Origin of the sequence: Imperialibacter sp. EC-SDR9, from assembly GCF_902498805.1 — a bacterium.
Lineage (GTDB): Bacteria > Bacteroidota > Bacteroidia > Cytophagales > Cyclobacteriaceae > Imperialibacter.
Genome location: NZ_LR701608.1, coordinates 1 through 23,803, shown reverse-complemented (window position 1 = coordinate 23,803; position 23,803 = coordinate 1). Strand labels below are relative to the sequence as shown.

Annotated in this window: 19 protein-coding genes; 16 read left to right on the top strand and 3 right to left on the bottom strand. The window is 46.1% G+C overall.

Annotated elements, in window-relative coordinates; genetic code table 11:
• Positions 1-31: 31 nt before the first annotated feature.
• Positions 32-490 (bottom strand): GbsR/MarR family transcriptional regulator, encoded by a 459-nt coding sequence (locus GC130_RS23210; protein ID WP_152000758.1) that lies wholly within the window; start codon positions 488-490, stop codon positions 32-34.
• Positions 491-732: 242 nt separating this feature from the next.
• Here GC130_RS23210 and GC130_RS23205 point away from each other — a divergent pair, with 242 nt between their 5' ends.
• The 6 genes from GC130_RS23205 (at position 733) to GC130_RS23180 (ending at position 7,736) form a co-directional block, all read left to right on the top strand.
• Positions 733-2,109: a 3'-5' exonuclease family protein gene (locus tag GC130_RS23205; protein WP_152000757.1), complete on the top strand. Its 1,377-nt coding sequence runs from the start codon at positions 733-735 to the stop codon at positions 2,107-2,109.
• 36 nt (positions 2,110-2,145) lie between these two features.
• Positions 2,146-2,367 (top strand): DUF433 domain-containing protein, encoded by a 222-nt coding sequence (locus GC130_RS23200; protein ID WP_152000756.1) that lies wholly within the window; start codon positions 2,146-2,148, stop codon positions 2,365-2,367.
• A gap of 9 nt (positions 2,368-2,376) precedes the next feature.
• The gene (locus tag GC130_RS23195; protein ID WP_152000755.1) at positions 2,377-2,727 is read left to right on the top strand and encodes a DUF5615 family PIN-like protein; all 351 of its coding nucleotides are present in this window, start codon (positions 2,377-2,379) and stop codon (positions 2,725-2,727) included.
• Positions 2,728-2,890: 163 nt separating this feature from the next.
• Positions 2,891-4,861 carry a DUF1592 domain-containing protein gene (locus GC130_RS23190; RefSeq protein ID WP_152000754.1) on the top strand — a complete coding sequence of 657 codons (1,971 nt, stop codon included), beginning with the start codon at positions 2,891-2,893 and terminating at the stop codon, positions 4,859-4,861.
• Positions 4,858-6,237, top strand: a complete 1,380-nt coding sequence (locus tag GC130_RS23185; protein WP_152000753.1) for a DUF1552 domain-containing protein — start codon at positions 4,858-4,860, stop codon at positions 6,235-6,237. The genes GC130_RS23190 and GC130_RS23185 overlap by 4 nt, the downstream gene beginning before the upstream one ends.
• Positions 6,238-6,266: 29 nt before the next feature.
• A complete protein-coding gene (locus GC130_RS23180) occupies positions 6,267-7,736 on the top strand; it encodes a c-type cytochrome domain-containing protein (RefSeq protein ID WP_152000752.1) in 1,470 nt (489 codons plus the stop codon).
• A 50-nt stretch (positions 7,737-7,786) separates the two neighbouring features.
• On the opposite strand, the gene GC130_RS23175 is transcribed toward GC130_RS23180, so the two are convergent.
• Positions 7,787-8,908 carry an amidohydrolase family protein gene (locus tag GC130_RS23175; RefSeq protein ID WP_152000751.1) on the bottom strand — a complete coding sequence of 374 codons (1,122 nt, stop codon included), beginning with the start codon at positions 8,906-8,908 and terminating at the stop codon, positions 7,787-7,789.
• A gap of 167 nt (positions 8,909-9,075) precedes the next feature.
• On the opposite strand from GC130_RS23175, the gene hppD reads away from it, so the two are divergent.
• The 5 genes from hppD (at position 9,076) to GC130_RS23150 (ending at position 12,171) form a co-directional block, all read left to right on the top strand.
• Complete coding sequence (gene hppD, locus GC130_RS23170; RefSeq protein ID WP_152000750.1) at positions 9,076-10,209, top strand: 4-hydroxyphenylpyruvate dioxygenase; 1,134 nt, start codon at positions 9,076-9,078, stop codon at positions 10,207-10,209.
• A 21-nt stretch (positions 10,210-10,230) separates the two neighbouring features.
• Positions 10,231-10,704: a MarR family winged helix-turn-helix transcriptional regulator gene (locus tag GC130_RS23165; RefSeq protein WP_152000749.1), complete on the top strand. Its 474-nt coding sequence runs from the start codon at positions 10,231-10,233 to the stop codon at positions 10,702-10,704.
• A gap of 72 nt (positions 10,705-10,776) precedes the next feature.
• Entirely contained in the window at positions 10,777-11,115 is a 339-nt protein-coding gene (locus tag GC130_RS23160; RefSeq protein WP_152000748.1) for a hypothetical protein, read from the top strand.
• 39 nt (positions 11,116-11,154) lie between these two features.
• On the top strand, positions 11,155-11,817 hold the full coding sequence (deoC, locus tag GC130_RS23155; protein ID WP_152000747.1) for a deoxyribose-phosphate aldolase: 663 nt from the start codon (positions 11,155-11,157) through the stop codon (positions 11,815-11,817).
• 84 nt (positions 11,818-11,901) lie between these two features.
• Positions 11,902-12,171 (top strand): acylphosphatase, encoded by a 270-nt coding sequence (locus GC130_RS23150; protein ID WP_152000746.1) that lies wholly within the window; start codon positions 11,902-11,904, stop codon positions 12,169-12,171.
• On the opposite strand, the gene GC130_RS23145 is transcribed toward GC130_RS23150, so the two are convergent.
• Positions 12,168-12,680, bottom strand: coding sequence for a hypothetical protein (locus GC130_RS23145; protein WP_152000745.1), 513 nt, complete (start codon positions 12,678-12,680; stop codon positions 12,168-12,170). The genes GC130_RS23150 and GC130_RS23145 overlap by 4 nt on opposite strands.
• A gap of 480 nt (positions 12,681-13,160) precedes the next feature.
• Here GC130_RS23145 and GC130_RS23140 point away from each other — a divergent pair, with 480 nt between their 5' ends.
• From GC130_RS23140 to GC130_RS23120, 5 genes are all read left to right on the top strand, one after another.
• The gene (locus GC130_RS23140; RefSeq protein WP_152000744.1) at positions 13,161-16,385 is read left to right on the top strand and encodes a carboxypeptidase regulatory-like domain-containing protein; all 3,225 of its coding nucleotides are present in this window, start codon (positions 13,161-13,163) and stop codon (positions 16,383-16,385) included.
• A gap of 351 nt (positions 16,386-16,736) precedes the next feature.
• Complete coding sequence (locus tag GC130_RS23135) at positions 16,737-17,810, top strand: efflux RND transporter periplasmic adaptor subunit (RefSeq protein ID WP_152000743.1); 1,074 nt, start codon at positions 16,737-16,739, stop codon at positions 17,808-17,810.
• A 12-nt stretch (positions 17,811-17,822) separates the two neighbouring features.
• Entirely contained in the window at positions 17,823-20,882 is a 3,060-nt protein-coding gene (locus GC130_RS23130) for an efflux RND transporter permease subunit (protein WP_152000742.1), read from the top strand.
• A gap of 15 nt (positions 20,883-20,897) precedes the next feature.
• A complete protein-coding gene (locus GC130_RS23125; RefSeq protein ID WP_152000741.1) occupies positions 20,898-22,226 on the top strand; it encodes a TolC family protein in 1,329 nt (442 codons plus the stop codon).
• 85 nt (positions 22,227-22,311) lie between these two features.
• The coding region (locus GC130_RS23120; RefSeq protein ID WP_152000740.1) for a transporter substrate-binding domain-containing protein at positions 22,312-23,803 on the top strand (1,492 nt) is incomplete at its 3' end.

Sequence of the window (23,803 nt, the reverse complement as noted above, 5' to 3'; positions counted from 1 at the left end):
CGTTTTTAAAAGAACTAACTATGTAAAATTTTTATGAATGCATCTTTTCCCACTTGTCAATAATCTTGGGCATCTCCGCAGCCAGGTACTTGTGGAAGGCCTCCAGCTTCATCAAGTCTTGAGTAAATTCGGACTGCTTGTCATCCCTGATAGACACGCAGTCATTGATCAATGATGAAAAAGAAGAAAAGAACTCTGCCCTCTCTTTTGTTTGACCGATCCATGGCTTAAGGTCAAGAAAGAAATATCTTTTTCTATCTCCGGAGATTGTTAAATACTTAACTAAACCCTTTTCTACAAGCTTATTGAGGGCGTTGCTTACAGAGCTTTTGCTGGCATTAACGAATTGATGAATCTCATAGAAAGTTCTACCTTTCTCATTCGAAGTCATCAGATACCCAATGAGCCTTCCCGCCACCGGTGGGTATCCGTTCTGCTCAAAGAACACGCCGACTTTCTCAACATAATCAACTCTGGCTTTTTCGTTCATGGGTGCTAAAACTTTGGTTTATTTGGTTCGGTTTTAAACGAACTAATATGCAAAGAAACGAAAGCTGTCTCGGAAAGTTTCCAGTTCTTTTGAAAAAAGTTACGCAAACGATTTAAATAGGTCCGGTCGATGCGTCAGTTGGAAAATTCTGCTTAAGCGAGGATATGGTGTAGGAGCATCTTCTTATCTATTGGCGTTCATGCAGCTTCAGAAAGCCGAAAAAACTTCACATATTTGAGTGTATGTACGCTATCATCGACATTGAGACAACAGGGGGCAATGCACAGTTTTCCAAAATCACGGAAATTGCCATTTATGTCCATGATGGCACGCAGGTTGTTGATGAATTTACTACGCTGATTAACCCCGAATGCAATATCCCCCCCTTCATTACCAAACTCACCGGCATTACCAATGAAATGGTGGAAGATGCGCCCAGATTTTTTGAGGTAGCCAAGAAGATTGTGGAGGTGACCGAAGGCAAAATATTTGTTGCGCACAACGTGAACTTCGATTATGGATTTGTGAGGCACGAGTTCAAACGCCTTGGCTACGAGTTCAAGCGGGACACGCTTTGCACTGTTAAGCTCAGCAGGAAGATATTGCCGGGAAAATCGAGCTATAGCCTGGGTAATTTGTGCAAGAGCCTGGGCATCGAAATAGAAAACCGACACAGAGCTGGAGGCGACGCCTTCGCCACGGTAAAGCTGATAGAGATTCTACTCCAGGCAGACAAGGGAGCAGTTTTCAATAAATTTTTGCAAGCCGGTGTGGGCATTGGCAAGGTCAACGAGTTTCTTACCTGGGAGGAAATTTCCAGTTTGCCAGAAAACCCAGGCGTCTACTATTTCCATAACCAGGCCGGTGAGGTGATTTACATAGGCAAAAGCAAGAATATTAGAAGCCGGGTTACTCAACACCTGAAGAAACCGGCTGGTTTGAAAGGCAGAGAGCTGAAAAACAAAGCAGCTTCTGTCACTTTTGAAGAGACGGGCAATGAGCTGGTGGCACTTTTGCTGGAAAGTGAGGAAATCAAAAAAGTGCAGCCTGTGTACAACAGGATGCAGTTACGAAACTCTTACCGGTACGGCCTCTTTGCCGATCTTCAAATCGATGGCTACATCCATTTCAAAGTCGGAAAGGTTGATGGCAAAGCAGAGCCATTTGTTGTTTGCTCCTCTGAGGACGAATCGTTGAAGGTGCTAAGGCGATTGGTCAAACGCTTTCAGCTGTGCGCCCACATTGCTGGACTGGAAAGGCAGGTGACGCCGGAGAGAGGTTGCTTTGATTATAGCTTGCAGTCATGCCAAGGGGCTTGCGTTGGCAAGGAGGAAAGCGATATTTATAACGAACGGGCGACTTTGGCCATGCGTTCCTGGCAGTTCAAGCATCCCAACTGTTTTATATTTGACAAAGGCCGCCATACGGAAGAGAAGACGATTATTTGTATTGAGAATGGCAACTACAAAGGTTTTGGTTACGCCGATGCCGACCTGCTGGGCAATAGCCCTGACCTGATCAGGGACTGCATTCAACCAAAAAAACCAAATAGGGAGGTGAACCGCCTGATTTACCACTACCTCGAAACCAAAAGGGTGGAGGCGGTGGTTGAATATTAGTATTAATCAACTAAATTGGTTTAACAATGTATGATTATGAGCTACAAGGGAATAATAGTTCGGAACCCTAAAATTTTGCTCGGGAAACCTACTATAAAGGGGACCCGAATCAGTGTTGAACTTATCATGAAAAAACTGGCAGGCGGATCCACTTTTGATGATATTTTGAACTCCTATCCTCATCTTTCAAAAGAGCAAATAGAGGCGGCATGCGATTATGCCGCTGAAGTGATTTCAAACGAGATAATTATCGACTGACCTTTCCAGATGCTTTTGGCAGATGAGAATTTAAGCCTTTCTATTATTCTTGAATTAAGACAGGCTGACTTTAGCGTGTTTTCGATATTTGATGAGTCCAGGGGTGTTTCCGACGAAGAAGTAATTCGATTGGCTACTCAGAAAAGCGCCTCCATAGTAACTGAGGACAAGGATTTTGGTGAACTTGTTTTTGCCCACCAAATAAAAGACTGTAGTGTTATACTACTCAGGTATAATAGTGAAGAAGAGAAAGAGCAGGTTACAAAACGGCTTTTACACTTTCTTTTTGGTAACTATCCTTTCCGGCAAACGATCTTTGCGACCATCTCTTCAAAGAAAACCAGAATAACGATTATCTAGTCAATTCGGCTGACTGGTTTGTGCATATCCCATAAATTGCCCAAACACATAATTTTTTAGCCCTCCTTCTTATCTATATCGTTTGCAGAGCCAAAAATTGCTAAATTGAGACTTGCTGCGTATTTGTGCGGGAACATTTTCCGCCAACAACTGCAAAACAGTTATGAAGCACCCTCAATTTATATGCTTTTGCCTGGCCATTTTGCTGAGCGCTTTTACAACAAAAGCCTCAGCTCAGGAGCTATATGATTACGACACCGAGATCAGGCCTCTGCTCTCGCAGAAGTGTTTCGAATGCCACAACACGAACATGCCCAAGGCCAATGTCAACCTTGATAATTACAAGGAAAAGGCCAGAGTAGTTAAAGATGGTGCCTTTTGGCTCAAAGTACTTGAACAAATCGAGAGCCGGGACATGCCACCCAAGTCGAAGTCACCTCTTTCGGACGAAGACTATCGCCTCCTTGTAGATGGCATTAATGGCATTCTTCAGAGCTCGCTCAAAGAGCACGTGCCTGGTCAAATTGTCATCCGGCGTCTCAGCCATACCGAGTATCAGTACACCGTGAAAGATTTGACGGGTTATGACTTTGATGCCCGGAGCTATTTCCCGTCCGATGGTTCCGGTGGTGGTGGCTTCGACAATCAGGGAGGCTCACTTTTCATCACGCCCCTGAAACTGGAAAGATATTACGATGCGGCAGACCTTATCCTTCAAGGAGTGGCAGAAAACGAGCAATTGTGGAGAAAGATAGCGCCGGAGGAGTATGACCCCTCATGGCTGACCAGGCTAACCGTGTGGGTAAAATCACTTTTCGACGACTCCTATAGCAGCAGTACGCACGCACAATTGGCGGCCGAAAAAACTATTTTACCATTTGCCACCAAAGCCTATCGAAGGTTTTTGAAAGATGACGAGAAAGCCAGACTGGGCACTTTGTTCACTCAGGTGTACCAGGGCATGGACTCACTTGATAATCCCCAAAGGTTTGACCAGAGTATTGCCCAGGTGTATAAGATGGTGATGGTTTCGCCTCATTTTCTATACAGAACAGAGGAGGAGCCGCCTAACAGTAAGCCCTATTACCTCAGCGATTTTGAGATGGCCTCAAGGCTTTCTTATTTCTTGTGGTCAAGCATGCCGGATGATGAGTTATTCAGCCTTGCCTACATGGGCAAGCTACAAGATACACTAGTGCTGGAAGGCCAGGTGAAACGCATGCTGGCCGATCCAAAAGCCCGGCGGTTTGCTGAAAGCTTCTCCACCCAGTGGTTGGGCATCAACAAGTTACTTGATACGCAGCCCATCGTAGACCCTGAGAAGTTTCCTGACTTTGATATGCCGCTTCGGGAGGCGCTGTACCGGGAAACAGTGGAATACTTCTACTATGTGCTGACTGACAGCAAGAACATGATGGAGCTGGTCAACAGCAATTACACGTTTCTGAACCAGAAGCTCGCCGATTTCTATGGCGTGGAGGGCAACTTTACTGATGAATACAAAAAAGTGCTTTTGGCCAATGCCAACAGAGGTGGAGTGATGGGCATGGGCAGTGTGCTGACTGTTTCCTCACTGCCGGTGCGCACAAGCCCGGTGCTGCGAGGGAAATATGTGATGGAGCAGATCATGGGTATTTCACCACCACCACCACCACCAGAAGTGGCTGAGCTGGTGGAAGATGAAGGAGCACATAGCGAACTGGGCCTTAGAAAACTACTGGAGAGGCATCGTTCGAGTCCCGGATGTTTTAGCTGCCACCAGAAAATGGATCCGCTGGGCCTGGGGCTTGAAAATTTTGATGCTACCGGACGGTGGAGAGACAGCTACGGCAAGGTGGCTATTGATGCCTCCGGTACTCTGGCAGATGGCAGGGAGTTTAACGGGCCTGCTGAGCTGAAGGTATTGTTAATGGACGAGAAAGAGAAAATTGCTAGAAATCTGGCTACAAAAGTGCTTTCTTATGCTTTAGGCCGTGGCACCATTTTTACAGATGAGCCGGCGCTTCGAAAGCTGGAAACAGCTTTATTAGAGAATAATTTTAACCCTGATCCATTTATTGTTGAATTGGTGAAAAGCTATCCGTTCAGAATGAAAATCAATGATTTCAGGGACAAGATAAATGAAGTATTATGAGTAAGAAGTGGCAAATATCCAGAAGAAGAATGCTAAAAGGGGTGGGTGCCTGCATGGCCTTACCTTTTCTCGACGCCATGGCGCTACCTGGCATGAGCTCCCCGGTTCCGTCTAAGTCCCCGTTGAGAACAGCCTTTATTGTGATGCCAAACGGCGTGCACCCTCACCACTGGACACCGGCTACTGTTGGTCGGAGCTATGAGTTTACCCAACAGCTGCTGCCGCTCAAGCACCTGCAAGATGATTTCCTTGTGCTGGGAGAGCTGATGAATATGAATTCGCTTAGAACAGCCGACGGTCACTACACCAAAACTGCCAACCTTCTCACCTCTACCAGAATTCGGCAGACCACTGGTGACAATATCAACAGCGGAGGCGTTTCTATCGACCAGGTTATCGCCAACCACGTGGGCGGAGATACTCTGTTTCCTTCATTGGAATATGGTCTGGATCGCATAGCAACTGGAGTGGACATTAACGTGGGGCTGACGAGATTGTACGCCTCAAGTATCTCCTGGAAAACAGCAACGCAACCGCTAACCAAGGAGATCGACCCAAAGATGGCATTCGACAGATTGTTTGGCAGGTACGTTCCCGGGGCGAAAATTAAAAACGATCCGTGGAAGCAAAGTGTGCTCGACGCTGTGCTGGATGATGCCAAAAGCCTCAAGAGAAACCTTGGCAGGTCAGACCAGGATAAGCTGACGGAATACCTGGATTCAGTTTACAGCCTGGAAAAAAGGATTTCCGACGGAGCCAATCAGGAAAAATTTGCAACCAACCTGACCGGCGACGTTAAAAAGGAACTGATTCGCCTGAATCAGAACATTGAAGAATATGCGGAGGTGCGCAGCGGAGTGGACGTGACCGAAAAGACCCGCATGATGCTCGATATCATGGCCCTTGCCTTCTGGAGCGACGCTTCCCGGGTGAGCACATTTTTGTTTGGCAACTCGGTGAGCAACCGTAACTTCTCCTTCCTCCCCGGCGTAAACGACGGCCACCATTCTATTTCTCACCACATGGACGACGAGAAGAAGCTGGCGCAATATGTCAAGATCACCCAGTGGCACATGGAGCAGTACGCCTACTTCATTGAAAAGTTGAAATCCATGAAAGAAGGTGAAAGCAATGTTTTTGATAACTCCATGATCATGTTCAGCTCCGACCTGCGGGACGGCAACCGACACTCGCCCCGCAATCTGCCCGTGCTTTTAGCTGGCAGGGCTGGGGGAAGAATTAAACCGGGGCAAAACCTGATCTACGAAAAAGAAACCCCTTTGGCCAATCTTTATGTGACCATGCTGGAGGCACTGAACATTGAAAAGACCAGCTTTGCCGACAGCACCGGCAAATTGGCAAACATACTGGCATAGTTAACAAGACCCTATAATTAGTTTGGCATTTGAGAGTAGAAGCATTAGTTAAGCATCCGGCGCTGGTTGTTTGTTCGTTTGTTATCGGAGTTCTTGTTTTGGGATTGCCATTTGTTGGCAAAATTGAGGCGCCGGTTTTCTTTTTGATGCTGGGGAGGTTCCATCCCCTGGTGCTGCATTTTCCTATAGTCCTTATTATCCTGGCTTTGATGCTGGAGCTGGCTATTAAGTTCAAATTCGTTCCCAATGCCACTGGCCTTCAACTGTCGTTGCTTGCGGCCTCTGCTTTCACTGCATTGGTTGCCATTCTGGCTGGCTATTTCCTTTTTGTTGGCGGAGAGTATTCGGGAGAGCTGATGGAGCAGCATTTTTGGGGAGCCACGGTCAGCGGGGCATGCGTATTTTTTGTAATCGGGCTGTATTTGCTGTCTCAGCGCTTTCAGCTAGTCTACCCATTCTATATTGGGCTCCTGGTGCTTACTAACCTATCGATAGGCTTCACCGGGCATATCGGAGGCTCCATCACACATGGCAAGGACTACCTCACAGAGTACATTCCCCTTATTTTTCAGGATGAACCAGCAGGTAATAAACCAGTTGAGGATATGCTGGTATACGACGACATGATTAGCCCTATTTTCCAGGCTAAATGCATGAGCTGCCACAATCAGTCCCGATCAAAAGGGGGGCTCATTATGAGCTCCCTGCAAAGTATTACCAAAGGAGGCGACAGTGGGCTTGCACTCATTACGCCTGAAGATTTGGATCAGAGCGAGCTCTTCAACAGAGTGACCCTGCCCGCCACCCACGATGACGTAATGCCTCCGGAAGGGCAGTCACCCATGAGCGAGCAGGAAATTGAATTGCTTAAATACTGGATTACTTCTGGGGCCTCTCCGGAGCAGAAAGTGACAGCGTTACAGGCACAACCCGAGATTGCCAGCGCAACCAATGAACTGCTTCCACAGCTGGCCAGGTACCGGCGCAAGCAGGCTATAGCCGAATTGAAATTGAAAGAGGTAACTAATGAGTTGGAAGCCGTGGGCAAAAAACTGAACCTGGCCATAGAACCAGACAGCCTGGAACCAGGTCTTTTTAGCCTGAGGGTAAAATTTCCTCCAGCACCTTTCACCAATGACCAGTTCAGGGAGCTGGCTCCGTACAATGATGTATTCAGCCGGCTTTCTATCGCCTCCAGTAGCATCGACGACAATGGGCTATACCACATTAGCCAAATGGCAAACGTGAAGAAGCTCTTCCTCCAGAAAACAAATATTGATGGGGCAGGATTTATCTACCTGATGCAAATGCCGAACCTTGAAACACTCAATCTCTCATTCACCAAAGTTGACGACAAGGTTGCATTGGACCTATTGAAGTTTCCAAGCCTGAAGGAAGTGTATTTGCTTGGCACCAGGTGCACGCCACAGGTGGTCGAAGCACTTAGAAAGAACAAACCGGAATTGAAGATTCTTTTTGAAGAGGGGCCGTACTTTTAGCAAGAGGGGTGAACATCCATGCGAATGTTCACCCGGAATAATTGTCTCAATTACTTAGGAAACACACTCTTATCAATATTAGGAATGATTTTGAGGGCATTCTTATAGTACACTTTCTTTAGCACCTCATCAGGCAGATCTAGCCCATACATTCTCCAGAAAGCATGGTATTTTTTGTAGTAGGGAAAGTACTCATCGGCTGTTTCCAGCACTCTGAAGTAAGTGTAGTATTCTTCAGGGTTGTAAGCGTCTTTGCCAAATAAAATTCTGTCCTGATACTTGGTGAAAAATGCTTTGGCCGCTCTTGGCTGCCTGCCTAGCTCAGCGATGATGGCGCCAATTTCGGTATACATATTGGGCATTTCGTCCAGCAGCTTGCCGAGGGTAGCCAGGTCGTTGGCGTACCAGCCAAAGTGAGCATTAATGAAGGTTGTCTTCTTGTGTTTCTTAAACACGTTGTGCTGCTCCTCTATAATTTGCTCCCACGGCACCGGATCGGTAGCCGAGCGCTTACGGTTCGGGTGCGTCTTTAGCTCCAGCCATCTTTCATTATTTTCATCATACTCGTCCCAAAACGACTTGGGGTCGGCAGAGTGGATCAGCACGGGTATTCCCAGCTCACCACATTTCGCCCATACGGGGTCAATTCTTGGGTCGTCAACAGCCACTCTCTTTCCCGAGCCATCAGTAACACTGAAGCCCAGGCTTTTATATATTTTCAGCCCATTTGCCCCTGCTTTTACGTCTTCCTCGAGAGAAGCTGCGGCCTTTTTACCCCATTCAGGGTCGTCGATGCCTGTGAAATCAAGGTTGGTGAAGATAATGAACCTGCTGGGCGAGTTTTTCTTTACGTTGTCCAGCACTTCGAGCAGGTAGCCACGGCTTCCCCGACCTCTTCCACTCAAATTGACCATCACGCCCATGTTCAGGTCGTCCATTTCCTTCACCAAAGGAGCAAGATCCTGTTGATTCATCCGGAATTGGTGATTGTGGACATCAACAAATGGATACTTCGATTTTGTCAACGGGTGTTCCGGCACCACGAGTGTTGATGGGGGATCATATTTCTCCCAGTCCATGATCATTTCTGTATCCACTTTTGGTGCATCTTGTGCCAATACATGCGAAAAAATAACGAGCCCGCAGGAAAGGGTAAGTAAGAGTTTCTTCATGAGATAGATTTTATAGCATAACTAGTTACGAAAGATTGAAAGGCCGGGGCATAACAGCTTATAGGAACGGTATTTAGAGAGTGTGAACTTAGCCGTTTTGAAACTTCGAAGCAAAGAGTTAGTTTTGTTATATTGCTAATAGTTAGTATAACAACAATATACCCATTATGAACATTTTAGATCATTCTCATCAAAACACAATTGAGGCACCGGAGGACTTTTTGCCACTTTTGGGCACAGACTATCTGGAGCTTTATGTTGGTAATGCTTTGCAGGCAGCTCACTATTATAAGACTGCCTTTGGCTTTCAGTCGCTTGCTTTTTGCGGCCTGGAAACGGGCGTGAAGGACAGGACTTCCTATGTACTGGTGCAGGACAAAATACGCCTGGTGCTAACTACTCCCTTGAAGGCAGACACCGAAATCGGGAGACACATCGATAAGCATGGAGATGGCGTGAAGGTGGTAGCACTTTGGGTGGAAGACGCAGCTAAAGCTTTCGAAGAAACAACGGCAAGGGGAGCAAAGCCATTCATGGAGCCGCAAGTTGAAAAGGACGAAAATGGCGAGGTGGTTCGCTCAGGCATTTATACTTATGGAGACACTGTTCACATTTTTGTGGAAAGGAAAAACTATTCTGGCGTTTTTCTGCCGGGCTTTAAACCCTGGAAGAGTAGCTACAACCCTAAACCCATTGGCTTAAAGTATGTTGACCACATGGTGGGCAATGTAGGCTGGGGGGAAATGAATCAGTGGGTCGACTTTTATGCCAACGTGATGGGATTTGCTCAGCTGGTGTCTTTCGATGACAAAGATATTTCTACAGAATACACCGCCCTCATGAGCAAGGTGATGAGCAATGGAAATGGCAGAGTAAAGTTCCCGATCAACGAACCAGCCGACGGTGCGAAGAAATCGCAGGTCGAGGAGTACCTGGATTTTTACAACGGGTCAGGCATTCAGCATATTGCCGTTGCAACTGACGACATCATTGAAACGGTTACGCAGCTTCAGAGTAGAGGGGTTGAGTTTCTAAATGTGCCCACTACCTACTATGATGACCTGCTCGACAGGGTAGGCCATATTGACGAAGATTTGGAGCCTTTGAAGAAACTTGGGATCCTTGTCGACAGAGATGACGAGGGCTATTTACTGCAGATATTCACCAAGCCTGTAGAGCCGAGACCGACGATGTTTTTTGAGATCATCCAAAGAAAAGGGGCCAGGTCGTTTGGAAAAGGAAACTTCAAGGCATTATTTGAAGCTATAGAGCGAGAACAAGAGCTAAGGGGAACATTGTAGCTCCCCTACAATTGCCGATACATGCAGAATAAATACGGATTTCTTATCGAAGTAGCCTCCCGGCAGATAAAACAGGCATTCCAGCGCAAGCTCCAGCAGTCGGGCACAGGGCTCACAGTCGACCAATGGGTGGTGCTTGATAAGTTGTCAGGTGGCCCCAAGTCTCAGGTGCAGGTAGTAGAAGCTGTGTATAAGGATCCTCCAACAGTTACCCGAATCCTCGATTTGTTGGGGCGAAAAAACCTAGTCGTTCGCCAGGCCGACCCCAACGACAGAAGGAAATTCAGCGTTGGCTTAACCCCACTGGGGCAGGCAGTCATTGCCCAACTGAAGCCGGTTGTGGACGAGTACAGAAACCAGGGCTGGCAGGGGCTAACCGACGAGGACTACATGCACCTGCATCGGGTCATGACCAAAATAGTTCATAATTTTGAAATGGAGTCGGCGGCGACGCTTATGAATCTTACAGCTATTTCTGACGAAAAGGCGGCCTGACAATTTGGGGTAATATATTCAAACATAGCCCGTTAATTAGGCAGTGTTATGTATAATTATAATCTTTGGTGTATGAAGTATTTTGGTATAGTCGTCTTTTTGTTTTTTCTCAGCTGGGGGGCCTCCGCCCAATCGTCAAGGGAAGTAAATACTGCCCAGAAGCAAGGTTCGCAGTACAACTCCACTCAAAAGATAAAGAAGGTAAAGAAGAAAAAGAAGAGCAAGAAGGATCAGCTTATCGCAGAATATCAGGAGCGGATGAAGCAGAACGTTAAGGCCGATAAAAAGGCAGCCAAGGAAATGAAAAAGCCTCAGTACTCCGATCAATCCTATTTTGGTCACAAGAAACCGCCTAAGAAAAGACCACTCGGCAAACGTAAATTCTGTAAGGAATGCGGAATTGTCCACTAATAACATTGCTCTAAAATATTCCAGTTCTGATTATAGCGCATGCAGCACATAGCCAGGTGCATTGAGCATACACTTTTACGCCCGACACTTTCCGACAAAGACATTGACCAATTGGTGTCGGAAGCAAAAACCCATGGCTTCTGTGGAGTATGTGTGCCGCCCTTTTGGGTGAAAAGAGCGCAGCGGGAAATAGGCTCCGCCGATATTCAGCTCGTAACGGTTGTGGGCTTTCCGCTGGGCTACCAGATGACTGAAACTAAACTCGAAGAGGCCAGGCTGGCGTTGAGGGACGGGGCCACAGAAATAGACATGGTAATGAACATTTCTGCTTTCAAAATGAACCACCCCTGGTTCAAGATTGAGTTGGCTAAAGTAGCTAAACTAGTTCATGAGCAAGAGGCCATCTTGAAAGTAATTATCGAAACGGCTTACCTGACAGACGCAGAAATAGAAAAAGCAGCTACAACTGCCAAAGATGCTGGCGCTGACTTTGTGAAAACCAGCACAGGCTTTGCGGGTGCCGGGGCGAAGGCTGAGCATATCAAGCTACTCAGAGAAGTATTGCCTTCTCATGTCGGCATCAAAGCTTCAGGCGGCATCAAAACTTTGGCTCAAACACTGGAGCTGATCACTGCAGGCGCTGACCGGGTTGGCACTTCGTCCGGCGTGGCCATTGTTAGTGAGCTTTCAAACCCCTCGTGAAATTCGTTCTCATTTATTTCCACAAGGCTGTTTGATTTTTGAATTGGAATTTTCATTTTTCAATCCTAAACCGGCAATTGTTAGATGGTCTGTTATCAAATACGTGTGGTGGGCAAGGTGCAGGGCGTCTTTTACAGAGCCAGCACTAAAACCGTGGCCGACGAATTGGGCGTGAAAGGATGGGTCAAGAATGAACTGGACGGCAGCGTATTGATAGAAGCTGAGGGCACCAAGGACAAATTGATCGATTTAATGGCATGGTGTAAAAAGGGGCCGCTGCATGCCAAAGTTGACAGCATAGAACGTACTGAGGTCGATTTGAAACATCACAACGTATTTTTGATTCGGCACTAGGCCACTTTCATCGGCACGATGCCTCTTACCTTGTGCACCCGTACTTCAAACTGGCTATTTAAAAATACCCGCAAGCGGTTTTCGGCAAGCTCGCCTTGTCTTCTGTTTTTGCAAAAAACGGTGGCGGCCAGCACGGCTTTAAGGAATTGAGGGTTTTGCCCAAATTCAGTGCACCAGATTACAAAACGTTCCGTCCATTCTTTAGAATACTTTTCGAAGTGACTGCTGCCATCCCAGATGAGCTCAAGTTGGTTGTTGCCATATTTGTACCTGTAGATTCCGCACAGCGAGGTGTAGAAGGTATGGAGATAGATAAGCTGGTTTTTTTCGTAGCGCTCAATGCGGAGTGAAGTATCGTCGTTGAGCCCCAAAGGGTTGTACACTTGCTGATAGGCGCTTTTTGAAATTGAGATCAACTCCGTGAGAAGGTCGGCTTCCAGTTGGGCCTGGGCTTGCTTTAATATAAGGTTTTTGTCGTAGGGAAAAAAGCGGTGATCTGTCAACTCCATATGGGCACAAATATAAGCTTTTGAATTTTTACCACACCAAAAAAATACAATTAGAACATGAAAAAATGGGTTCCCTTAAAACCATTCCAAAGTGTTTTGCTATTTGTTTTTCCGCACCTTATCTTAACAATTAAATAACATCCCCTTAATTTTTCGGTTGGCGACAGTAGTCTTAATGCGCACCGGGATAGTAAAAATTCTTGACTTAAGTTGACTGGCCTGAAGGTTCGGGTCAATTTATCTTTGGCAACATCACTTTATAGCAGCGTTTTATACTAAAGAAATTGATCTGGTCAAAAGAATAACTTGAATCTAAAGCATTGTTTAACAAGGCGTTTTAGGGTTAATCTTTCGTTAAAATTTAATTTCATTCATATCGAAAAGTTAATCTTTTCATACTGGTGTAAAAACATGTATGCTTTAGCTTTGCACCATATTTTCTTCACCGTGAAAATTAATTGACAACCAAAAAAACAAATTATGAGGCGAATTTTACAATTGGCTCTGACACTGTTGATTACGGCTTCGTTTTCGACGCTTTTCGGGCAAGGTACCACCACTTCTGCGCTTAACGGCCAGGTGGTAGACGCAAATGGGGTTGCCCTGCCAGGTGCTACCGTACTTGCTGTGCACACACCAACTGGATCCCAGTATGGCAATGTTTCGGATGTGGAAGGTTATTTCCGTATTTCCGGAATGCAGGTAGGCGGACCTTATACCGTAACGATTTCATTTGTGGGCTACAAGCCCTACCAGCAGTCTGGCGTATTTCTTACGCTTGGCCAAACCTTCAGGATCAAATCTGTTCTTGAGGAAGAAAGCACACAACTCGAAGGAGTGGAAATCATTGCCAGTGGTAATGATGTGTTCGACGGCAACAAGACCGGTCAGTCGACAATTATTGATGAAGGAACAATCAACACGCTGCCAACCGTATCAAGGTCGCTTACTGATTTCACACGCCTTAATCCCCTGGTAAACATTCAGGGTGACGCCATAGAAATTGCCGGAATGAACAACCGCTACAACGCTATTTACATAGATGGAGCGGTTAACAATGATGTTTTCGGCCTTGCAGCTAGCGGAACCAACGGTGGCCAAACTGGAGTGTCTCCTATTTCAATAGATGCCATTGAGCAATTTCAGGTGGCCGTAGCGCCATTTGACGTAACTCAATCCGGGTTTGCAGGTGGCTCTATCAATGCGGTTACCAGAAGCGGAACAAATGAATTCGAAGGGTCGGCGTATGGCTTTCTAAGAAATCAAAAACTTTCCGGAAAGACACCGACGGATGACAAGGACTTCGAGAGAGAGCAGCTGGATGAATTCACTGCCAAAACTGTGGGATTCCGTATTGGCGGCCCAATTGTGAAAAACAAAGTATTTTTCTTTGCTAACGCTGAGATGCAGAGAGACGAAACACCCAGGCCATTCAACGCAGCTACATACGCTGGCGATGCCTCAACAGCCGACATTCAAGCGTTGGTTACCAAGCTCAAAAGTGAGTATGGGTACGATCCGGGCACATATACCAACAATGCCTCTTACCTGAATAGCGACAAGGTGATTGCCAAGATTGATTGGAACCTTAGCAAGAACCATAAGTTGTCCGTGCGACACTCCTACGTAAAGGCGGAAAACCTACAGGCTAACCAGTCGGGAACAACCTCCATCAACTTCCAGAACGCTTCTGTTTACTTCCCTTCAACAACCAACTCTTCTGCGCTTGAGTTGAAAAGCAATTTTGGAAGCAACATGTCGAACCACCTTACCATTGGTGCTACCTTTGTTAATGACGACAGAGACCAGGCGGGCGACCCCTTCCCATTTGTGAGAATAAGCGACGGCGCTGGTTCAATAGCATTTGGTAGCGAAGAATTCTCAACTGCCAACCAGTTGAAACAAGATGTGATCACAGTGACGGATAACTTCCAGATTTTCAAGGGAAGACACACTTTCACCATCGGCACACACAACGAATTCTATAAGTCGTACAACCTGTTCATTCGCCAGGCATTTGGATCATACAACTATGACAGCCTTTCAGGCTTTATGAATAACCTGAACGCCGATAACTACAACGTCAGCTATTCTCTGGTAGACACAAAGGTTGGTGACGGTTCGGCCGGTGCAGCTGAATTTGGTGGCATGCAGCTTGGGGTTTATGGTCAGGACGAATTTCAAGCTACTGATAGGTTGAAATTGACGCTGGGCCTCCGCATTGATATGCCAATCTTCGGCGATGAAACGCTTGAAAACACGGCTTTCAATACAACAACAGCAGGCTTAATTGAGGCCGCAGGGTATGACCTGAAAGGTGCGAAAACTGGTGAGTTTATTGGCTCATCCATTCTTTTCGCTCCAAGGTTTGGCTTTAACTACGATGTGACCGGTGATAGGTCGACTCAGCTTCGAGGTGGATTGGGAATCTTCAATAGCCGAATTCCTTTGGTGTGGCCAGGTGGTGCATACAATAACAATGGATTGACAGTTGGCGGAGATTTCAGGACCAATGTGCCCTTCAATAGCCAGTGGGATGGCCAGCCTCGCAACGTAGCTCCCGGACAAGGTTCGCCGTCAGGACAGATAGATTTGTTTGCGTCTGACTTTAAGTTGCCACAGGTATTCAAGGCCAACCTGGCGGTAGATCAAAAACTTCCCTGGGGAATGGTGGGCTCCTTTGAAGCACTTTATACTAAGTTTCTTAATAATATTTTCTATGAGAACCTGAACATCAGACCGGCTGCTACACAGCTATCTGGTACCCCCGATGATCGAAATAAATACAACAGATCTAGTCCAGTCGACCCTACGTATACAGGCATTTATCTTGCCTCTAATACTAATAAGGGGTATACCTATAACCTGTCAGCCACTGTGGCTAAGCCTTTCTCCAATGGCTTCACCTCTAGCTTGTCTTACACCTGGAATGATGCCTTTTCAGTCTACGACGGTACCTCATCACAGAACTCTTCGCAGTGGAGAGGTCTTCACTCTGTGAACGGCCGCAATGTATTTGACGAGGCCATGAGGTCTGATTTCTCAATGGGGTCAAGAGTTATTGCGCAACTTTCGTATAGAAAAGAATACCTTGGGTTTGGTGCCTCTCAAATATCACTGTTCTACAATGGACAGTCGGGCAGAACCTATTCTTACATATATGACGACAGTGGTAACTTGACCAGGGAAGATTCAAGAGAAAGAAGCTTGGTTTATATCCCTGCTACTCAAAGTGATATCAACTTGGTTTCTACCTCAAGCTACACGGTGTCTCCCACTGAGCAATGGGCCGATTTGGATGCATTCATCAAATCTGATAAGTATCTCAGCGAGCACAGAGGTGAATATGCTGACAGAAATCAAAGCAGATCACCTTTCGAGGGAGTAGTTGACTTCAGATTCTTACAGGATTTCTATATTCAAACAGCTTCTGGCAAAAGGAATACCCTTCAGGTATCACTTGACATTTTCAACATAACAAATCTCATCAATCAGGATTGGGGTAGAAGATATTTTGTGAGCGATGGAGGCAACTTCCAAAGTGCAGAATTGCTTAGATTTGAAGGATGGGCTGATGCGGCGCAAACAGTGCCAAACTTTACATACCGAAAAGGTGCAGACTACCAGCCATGGCAAATTGATGACTCTGGTTTCCAGAGCTCCCGCTGGCAGATGCAAATTGGCTTGAGATATATATTCAAATAATTTACTTCATAATGTAATGCAAAAAAAGAGGCTCGCTAGAGCCTCTTTTTTTGTCTTCTTGGTCATAGAAAAATGGGATTGCGAAATCACCTGTCCTTGAGGTGGTAAGTAATTGTTCTTTCCAACTCAGTTTTGCAGACTTCTCGAAGAGTCAAATGGACTTTCCCACTTTTTAAGGGGACATACATAAGCGGTTACAATTTAGCGACGATTTAAAGCCATTTATTTACCCTTCACCCCGCTTGCCACAAACAACAAACAAATTGCAATGCACGCCGTTTTTTGAGTGTAATTTTGTCATTTCAGAAAAATAGAAATCCGCAAAAACGGATCGTTCTATCAACCAAACGTATGAAGAAAACAGTTAGAAGGGTACTATTTTATGTAATGGTATTGGTTGTTTTGGTGTATCTGGCCGACCGAAAGTTGCATTTTATTTCCCAGAGTGAAGAGGTTGCTCAGACTGAGACAAGGTTCTCAGGTGGGGCGTTGCCAGTGACAGCCATAGTTATGAAGCCAGAGGCTCTTGATGATAAACTGGTTATTACAGGTGCTCTTATCGCCAATGAGGCGGTAGAGATAGCGTCCGAAGTATCCGGAGTTGTGCAAAAAATTTATTTCAAAGAAGGATCTAAGGTAAAAAAGGGAGACCTGCTGCTGACTTTAAATACAGAAGACCAGGAGGCCCAGTTGGAGAAATTGAAATTCTCGAAGAAGCTGAGAGAGACCAGTGAATATCGCCAACGTCAGCTACTTGAAAAGGAAGCAATTAGCCAGGAGGAGTACGACGTGGCATTGACTGAGTTAAACACAGCGTCCGCCGACATCAAAGTGCTGGAAGCTCAAATTGCAAAAAGCAAGATCAGGGCACCGTTCAATGGTACTATTGGCTTGAGGTACATCAGTGATGGAGCCTTCATCAACTCAAGCTCCCGCATTGCAAGTTTAATTAACATCAATCCCATCAAGGTAGAGTTTTCAATTCCTGGAAAGTATGGAACAGTGATAAATGACGGCGACCCGATTTTCTTTACTACCGACGCTTCCGATAAGACCTATCAGGGTACTGTTTACGCTGTTGAGCCACAAATTGACCAGGCTACCAGAACCATGAGGATAAGGGCAACCAGCGACAACTCCAAAGGAGAACTGTTCCCCGGGTTGTTTACAAGAGTGGAGGTGGTATTGAACCACAAAGACAATGCTTTAATGGTGCCGTCTATAGCAGTGGTAAATGACCTGGCTGGCCATAAAGTGTTCCTTGAGAGAGGAGGAAAAGTGGTTGAGCAGCCCGTTACAATAGGTATACGTACTGCCAACAGCATTGAAATAATTGAGGGCATTAAGGAAGGCGACACAGTGATCACTTCAGGCCTACTCCAGATCCGCCCGAATTCTGTTGTGGAGATCACGGATTTTAACTAAAACATTAAAACTATGGCAGGTCTATCCAACATCAGTATTAACAGACCCGTGCTGGCGGTGGTAATGTCCATCATTATCATCATTTTTGGCATCATAGGATTCAACTTTTTGGGCATCAGAGAGTATCCTAGTGTCGATCCGCCTATTATCTCAGTAAGCACCTCTTACACCGGAGCCAATGCGAGCATCATTGAGTCGCAGATCACCGAGCCCCTGGAAGAGTCGATCAACGGAATCGCCGGTATCAAAAGTCTTACGTCCACAAGTAGGGATGGAGCCAGCTCTATCAGGGTTGAGTTTGACCTGGAAATTGACCTGGAAGCTGCCGCCAACGACGTCAGAGACCGGGTGTCGAGAGCCACCCGAAACCTCCCGCCAGACTGTGATCCACCGTCGGTGAGGAAAGCGGATGCTGATGCCATGCCCCTTGTTTTTTTGAATGTAAAAAGTGACAAAAGAACCCTTTTGGGCCTTTCCGACGTAGCAGAGAATATTTTTAAGGAGCGACTTCAGACGATAAAAGGAGTGGCGGCCGTCCAGATTTGGGGTGAGCGCCGCTATTCCATGAGGCTTTGGATGGATCCTGCCAAGCTGGCGGCTTACTCACTCACGCCATTGGAGGTGCTGAATGCAGTCACACGTGACAACGTCGAACTTCCCTCGGGGCTGGTAGAAGGAACCAACATGGAACTCACGGTGAGAACCATGGGCCGCATTTCCACACCAGAAGAATTCAACCAGCTTATCGTCAAAGAGGACGACAACAATGTTGTACGTTTTCAGGATGTTGGGAGAGCTGAGCTGGGACCAGAAAACAACCGAACCATACTCAAAAGAGATGGCGTGCCCATGGTCGGCGTTGTGCTTCAGGCGCAACCGGGAACTAATATCATTGAGATTGTAGATGAGTTTTACAGAAGACTGGAGTTTATCAAGAAGGATCTCCCCGCCGATATTGAACTTGGGATTGGGTTTGATGTCACTGAGTATGTAAGGCAATCTATCACTGAGGTGCAGGAGACTATTTTTATGGCTTTTGTGCTGGTGGTGTTGATTATTTTCGCTTTCCTGCGTGATTGGCGAACCACGCTAATTCCTGTCGCCACCATCCCAATTTCCCTGATAGGTACTTTCTTCATCATGTACCTTGCCGGGTTCACCATCAACGTACTTACGCTTCTCGGCATCGTGCTGTCAATAGGACTCGTGGTGGATGACACAATTGTGGTGTTGGAGAATATTTACACCAAGATAGAAGATGGGATGTCGCCGCTGGAGGCCGGACTAAAGGGCTCGACGGAGATATTCTTCGCTGTTATCTCCACCACCGTGGCTTTGGTGGCGGTGTTTATGCCTGTTGTGTTTCTTGACGGGCTCACAGGCCGACTTTTCAGGGAGTTTGGCATCGTCGTGGCAGGGGCGGTAATAATATCGTCGTTTGTTGCCCTTACGCTTACGCCAATGCTCTCTACCAAAATTCTTAAGAAGAGAGAGAAAAAGCAGTGGCTGTATCGAGTAACAGAGCCATTCTTCGATTGGATGAACGAAGGCTACAACAAGTCGCTTGAAAACTTTATGGCTCGTAAATGGCTCGCTTTGGTCATTCTCGTACTTTCTTTTGGGGGCATTTACCTGCTCAATAATAATATCCAAAGCGAGCTGTCTCCCATGGAAGACAGGGGTGAGTTCAGGATTAACAGCACCGGCCCGGAGGGAGCCACCTTCGAGTATATGGACGCCTACCTTGATAAGATGCTTGCGTTGATCAGTGAGGCAGTGCCTGAAAAAGAGGCGCTCATAAGCATGACCAGCCCCAGCTTTGGATCATCTGGATCCGTGAATTCTGGAAATGTGAGGGTGATGATGGTCGACCCGTCGGAGCGAACACGGTCACAGCAGGAAGTGGTGAATGCTATCAGCCCTTTGGTTATGAGAATGACAGAAGCCCGCTCTTTTGTTTCTCAAAGCCAATCGATAGGTAACAGAAGGGGCGGACTACCTGTCCAGTATGTGATACAGGCTACTACCATTGAGAAATTGAAAGAGGTGTTGCCAGCCTTTGTCGATGCCGCAACTGACGACGAGCATTTCGATTTTGTTGATCTCGACCTGAAATTTACAAAGCCTGAGATCAACATAGAAATAGACCGTGACAAGGCCCGTAGTTTGAATGTATCGATCCGGGATGTCGCTCAAACGCTCCAACTTGGATTGAGCGGTTCCAGGTTTGGATATTTCATCAAAGACGGAAAGCAGTACCAAATAATAGGGCAGGTGGACAGAGAAGATCGAAACGATCCACTTGACCTGAAGGCACTTTATGTAAAGAACCAGGTAGGAGACCTTATCCAGATGGATAACCTGGTAAAGATTACTGAGCAAAGCACACCACCTCAACTCTATCGCTACAACAGATTTGTGTCTGCAACGGTGTCCGCTTCATTGGTGCCCGGCTACACCATAAAGGATGGAATAGATGCCATGGATGCCATTGCGGCCCGTGTTCTTGACGGCACTTTTCAAACAGAGCTGTCGGGCCCTTCGGCAGAGTTCAGAGACTCTTCTTCAAGTTTGTACTTCGCTTTTATATTTGCTCTTATTTTGATTTACCTGGTGCTGGCGGCTCAGTTTGAAAGCTTCAGAGACCCTTTTATCATTATGCTTACAGTGCCAATGGCAATTGCAGGAGCATTTCTATCTCTATGGTACTTTGACCAGACTCTTAACATTTTCAGCCAGATAGGTATCATCATGCTGATTGGCTTGGTAACAAAGAATGGTATCCTTATAGTAGAATTTGCCAACCAGCGCAAAGCCCATGACATGCCTGTGACAGAAGCCATAGTGGGTGCGGCACAGCAAAGATTCCGCCCCATTCTTATGACGAGTCTTTCGACTATCCTGGGTATTCTGCCAATTGCATTGGCACTTGGTGCAGGCTCAGAAAGCCGTGTGTCGATGGGTATCGCCATCATTGGAGGACTATTATTTGCTACAATACTCACCCTTTATGTAATACCTGCCATGTACGTCTATATCTCTGGCAAGGAAAAACGAATGGCTAGATTTTAATTTTTAAATAATAATATGAACAAAGTGAGGATTGCGTTTTTTGTTCTGGGTGCGCTGCTGCTATCAGAGAGCTTGATGTCTCAGGACATAATGAGCCTGCCAGAGGCGGTAAGGATGGCGCTCGAAAGCAACTACAACATTAAAATAGCTGACAATACCCGGGGAATTTCTGAAAATGATGTTACGAGGGGCAATGCTGGGTTTTTACCGACTGTTGGAGTTACAGCATTTAAAAACTTTGCATCCAATGATACTTATCAGGAGCGAAACGATGCGAACCGGACAATAGTTGATATTCAGGGGGCAAAGTCGGAACAGGCTAGTATTGGTGCCTCATTTAACTGGGTTGTTTTCGATGGATTGGGAATGTTCTATGCCTATGACAGGCTTGGGCAGCAGAACGAAGCTAACAACCTATTGATGAAAGTGACAATGGAGAACACCGTAGCAGAAGTGCTGTCCACTTACTATACTGTAGCCCTGGAAGTGGAGCGAATAAAGGTGCTAAACAACTCGTTGCAGCTATCCGAAAGAAGGCTTGAAATAGCTCAGAATAAATATGAAATAGGTAAAGCGAGCAAGGTCGAGTTCCTAGCTGCTCAAGTCGACTTTAATACCGACAAAACTTTGTTGATCAATGAGGAACAGTTGCTATACCAAGCCAAGGTAGATCTTAACAGAGTACTGGCAAGAGAAATCGAGGCAGGCGTTGAAGTTGACCAAACGATTGATATCAACGAAAATTTGGTTTTGGGCGAGCTGCTTGAATCGGCAAACATGAAGAACCCTTCTTTGCTTCAGTCGCAAAGACAACTGAACATTGCTCACTTACAAATGAGGGAATTGAAAAGTGATCGATTCCCAATTGTCTCTCTAACTACAGCATATTCAAAAGGCAATAGCAGTTCGCAGGTTGGCTTTGCTGCGCTGACCAGAACGAATGGTTTTAACTACGGGGTGACTGCAAGCGTAAATATCTTCAATGGTTTTAATCTTAACCGAAGAGTGCAGAACGCAAAGGTGCTAATGGAGACGGCAGAATACTCAATAGCAGATTTGAGATTGTCTCTTGAAGCCGACATTAACAAGATGTACAATAGGTACATCACAAGCCTGGATCTTATTAATATTGAACGGCAAAATCTCGAGGTCGCCCGAGAAAATGAAAGCATTGCGTTGGAGAGATATCAGCTTGGTAATTATACGCCTTTGGAGCTAAGAGAAGCACAAATAAACGCCGTACAGGCTGAGAGCCGTCTTATCAATGCCGCCTTCTCAACAAAGCTGGCTGAAATTGAGCTGCTCAGGCTGAGCGGGAGCCTGATCACGACGTTCTCAGAGTAGGTTGCAGAAAGAGTGGCGTGACCTCCCTTCCTGTGTCCCTAGAAATCAAAACTAGCTTTTTACCAAAAAAAGCCTATTTTAGGATATGTTTCTTTGCAAACGTACCCTTATAACGCTGTTGTGCCTACGCACATTTAGCATTCACTATCGATTGCTCCTTTGCTTCTCCCTGTGTCTTATTGCTGGATGTGGCAGGACTTCTTCTGATTCGAAAGCCATTGACAAGAATAAGAAAGCGACCGAAGAAGTAGCCAACCTCGACCTTGACAAGATTAAGGCCCGGGGTGTTTTGAAGGTCATCATTGAAAACAGTTCTACAAGCTACTTTATTTACAAAGGCCAACCCATGGGCTACGATTATGAGCTGCTGCGCAGGTATGCCAGGTCAATTGGGGTGCGGCTACAGTTCATAATTTCTCAGGACCTGGAGGAAAGCTTCAGGAAGCTCAATAGCGGTGAGGGTGATATTTTGGCTTACAACCTTACTGTTACCAAAGAACGAAAAGAAAGGATTGCCTTTACGCACTACCACAATCTTGTCAGACTGGTGCTCATACAGCGAAAGCCTGAAAATTGGTACCAGATGAAGCTGCATGAGATAGAAGACCAGCTTTTGACGAATCCGGTGGATTTGATTGGTAAAGAGATCGTTGTGCGCAAAGGCTCCTCATACATAAGCAGATTGGAGAACCTAAGCGATGAAATTGGCGGTGATATTGTGCTTGTTCCGGCTTTTGCCGAGCAGACAACGGAGAACCTGATTCATGAAGTAGCTACCGGAAAAATTCAGTACACGGTTGCCGAAGAAAATGTCGCCCTGCTCAACGCCACTTATTTTCCTATTCTTGATGTTAGCACAGCTATTAGTTTGCCCCAGCAAATCGCCTGGGGTTTACGAAAAAACGCCAGCCAACTACAGGAGTCTTTGAACCTTTGGATCGATGGTATGCGGAAAACGGCCGATTACTATGTTATTTATAACCGGTATTTCAAGAATACGAAGACATATACATTGCTGGCTCAAAGTGACTTTTCTAACCTGAACAGCAACACCATTTCTCCTTACGACGAGCAAATCAAAGCTGCGTCTCATGAACTGGGCTGGGATTGGAAGCTGCTGGCTGCAATGGTATTTAAGGAGTCTCAGTTCAAACCCAAAGCGAGATCGTGGGCAGGAGCTGTCGGACTCATGCAGTTGGTGCCTGACACTGGCGAGCTTTATGGAGCAAAAGACCTGACAGATCCCACTCAGAGTATCAACGCAGGAGTTAAGTACTTGCTATGGCTGGATAAATTGTGGACTAAAAGGATTCCCGATAAAAAGGAGCGGATAAAGTTTGTATTGGCATCGTATAACGTTGGCCAGGGCCATGTGATAGATGCGGTTAAGCTCACTGAGAAGTATCATGGAGATGCTACTAGCTGGAACGATGTTTCGGAGTATCTTCTTAAAAAGTCAGAACCGAATTATTTTAATGATCCCGTGGCCGAATTTGGCTACTGCCGTGGAGCTGAGCCGGTCAATTACGTGGCCGACATCTTGTCACTGTTCGATCAGTATTCTCAAATGATTTCAG

What these genes read in the sequence shown, in the direction of transcription:
- GC130_RS23125 (WP_152000741.1), top strand. Translation starts at nt 20,898, where the DNA reads ATGAACAAAGTGAGGATTGCGTTTTTTGTTCTGGGTGCGCTGCTGCTA.
- GC130_RS23145 (WP_152000745.1), bottom strand. Translation starts at nt 12,680, where the DNA reads ATGGAGTTGACAGATCACCGCTTTTTTCCCTACGACAAAAACCTTATA.
- deoC (WP_152000747.1), top strand. Translation starts at nt 11,155, where the DNA reads ATGCAGCACATAGCCAGGTGCATTGAGCATACACTTTTACGCCCGACA.
- GC130_RS23200 (WP_152000756.1), top strand. Translation starts at nt 2,146, where the DNA reads ATGAGCTACAAGGGAATAATAGTTCGGAACCCTAAAATTTTGCTCGGG.
- GC130_RS23160 (WP_152000748.1), top strand. Translation starts at nt 10,777, where the DNA reads ATGAAGTATTTTGGTATAGTCGTCTTTTTGTTTTTTCTCAGCTGGGGG.
- GC130_RS23135 (WP_152000743.1), top strand. Translation starts at nt 16,737, where the DNA reads ATGAAGAAAACAGTTAGAAGGGTACTATTTTATGTAATGGTATTGGTT.
- GC130_RS23165 (WP_152000749.1), top strand. Translation starts at nt 10,231, where the DNA reads ATGCAGAATAAATACGGATTTCTTATCGAAGTAGCCTCCCGGCAGATA.
- GC130_RS23140 (WP_152000744.1), top strand. Translation starts at nt 13,161, where the DNA reads ATGAGGCGAATTTTACAATTGGCTCTGACACTGTTGATTACGGCTTCG.
- GC130_RS23130 (WP_152000742.1), top strand. Translation starts at nt 17,823, where the DNA reads ATGGCAGGTCTATCCAACATCAGTATTAACAGACCCGTGCTGGCGGTG.
- GC130_RS23185 (WP_152000753.1), top strand. Translation starts at nt 4,858, where the DNA reads ATGAGTAAGAAGTGGCAAATATCCAGAAGAAGAATGCTAAAAGGGGTG.
- GC130_RS23150 (WP_152000746.1), top strand. Translation starts at nt 11,902, where the DNA reads ATGGTCTGTTATCAAATACGTGTGGTGGGCAAGGTGCAGGGCGTCTTT.
- GC130_RS23190 (WP_152000754.1), top strand. Translation starts at nt 2,891, where the DNA reads ATGAAGCACCCTCAATTTATATGCTTTTGCCTGGCCATTTTGCTGAGC.
- GC130_RS23195 (WP_152000755.1), top strand. Translation starts at nt 2,377, where the DNA reads ATGCTTTTGGCAGATGAGAATTTAAGCCTTTCTATTATTCTTGAATTA.
- GC130_RS23205 (WP_152000757.1), top strand. Translation starts at nt 733, where the DNA reads ATGTACGCTATCATCGACATTGAGACAACAGGGGGCAATGCACAGTTT.
- GC130_RS23210 (WP_152000758.1), bottom strand. Translation starts at nt 490, where the DNA reads ATGAACGAAAAAGCCAGAGTTGATTATGTTGAGAAAGTCGGCGTGTTC.
- hppD (WP_152000750.1), top strand. Translation starts at nt 9,076, where the DNA reads ATGAACATTTTAGATCATTCTCATCAAAACACAATTGAGGCACCGGAG.
- GC130_RS23175 (WP_152000751.1), bottom strand. Translation starts at nt 8,908, where the DNA reads ATGAAGAAACTCTTACTTACCCTTTCCTGCGGGCTCGTTATTTTTTCG.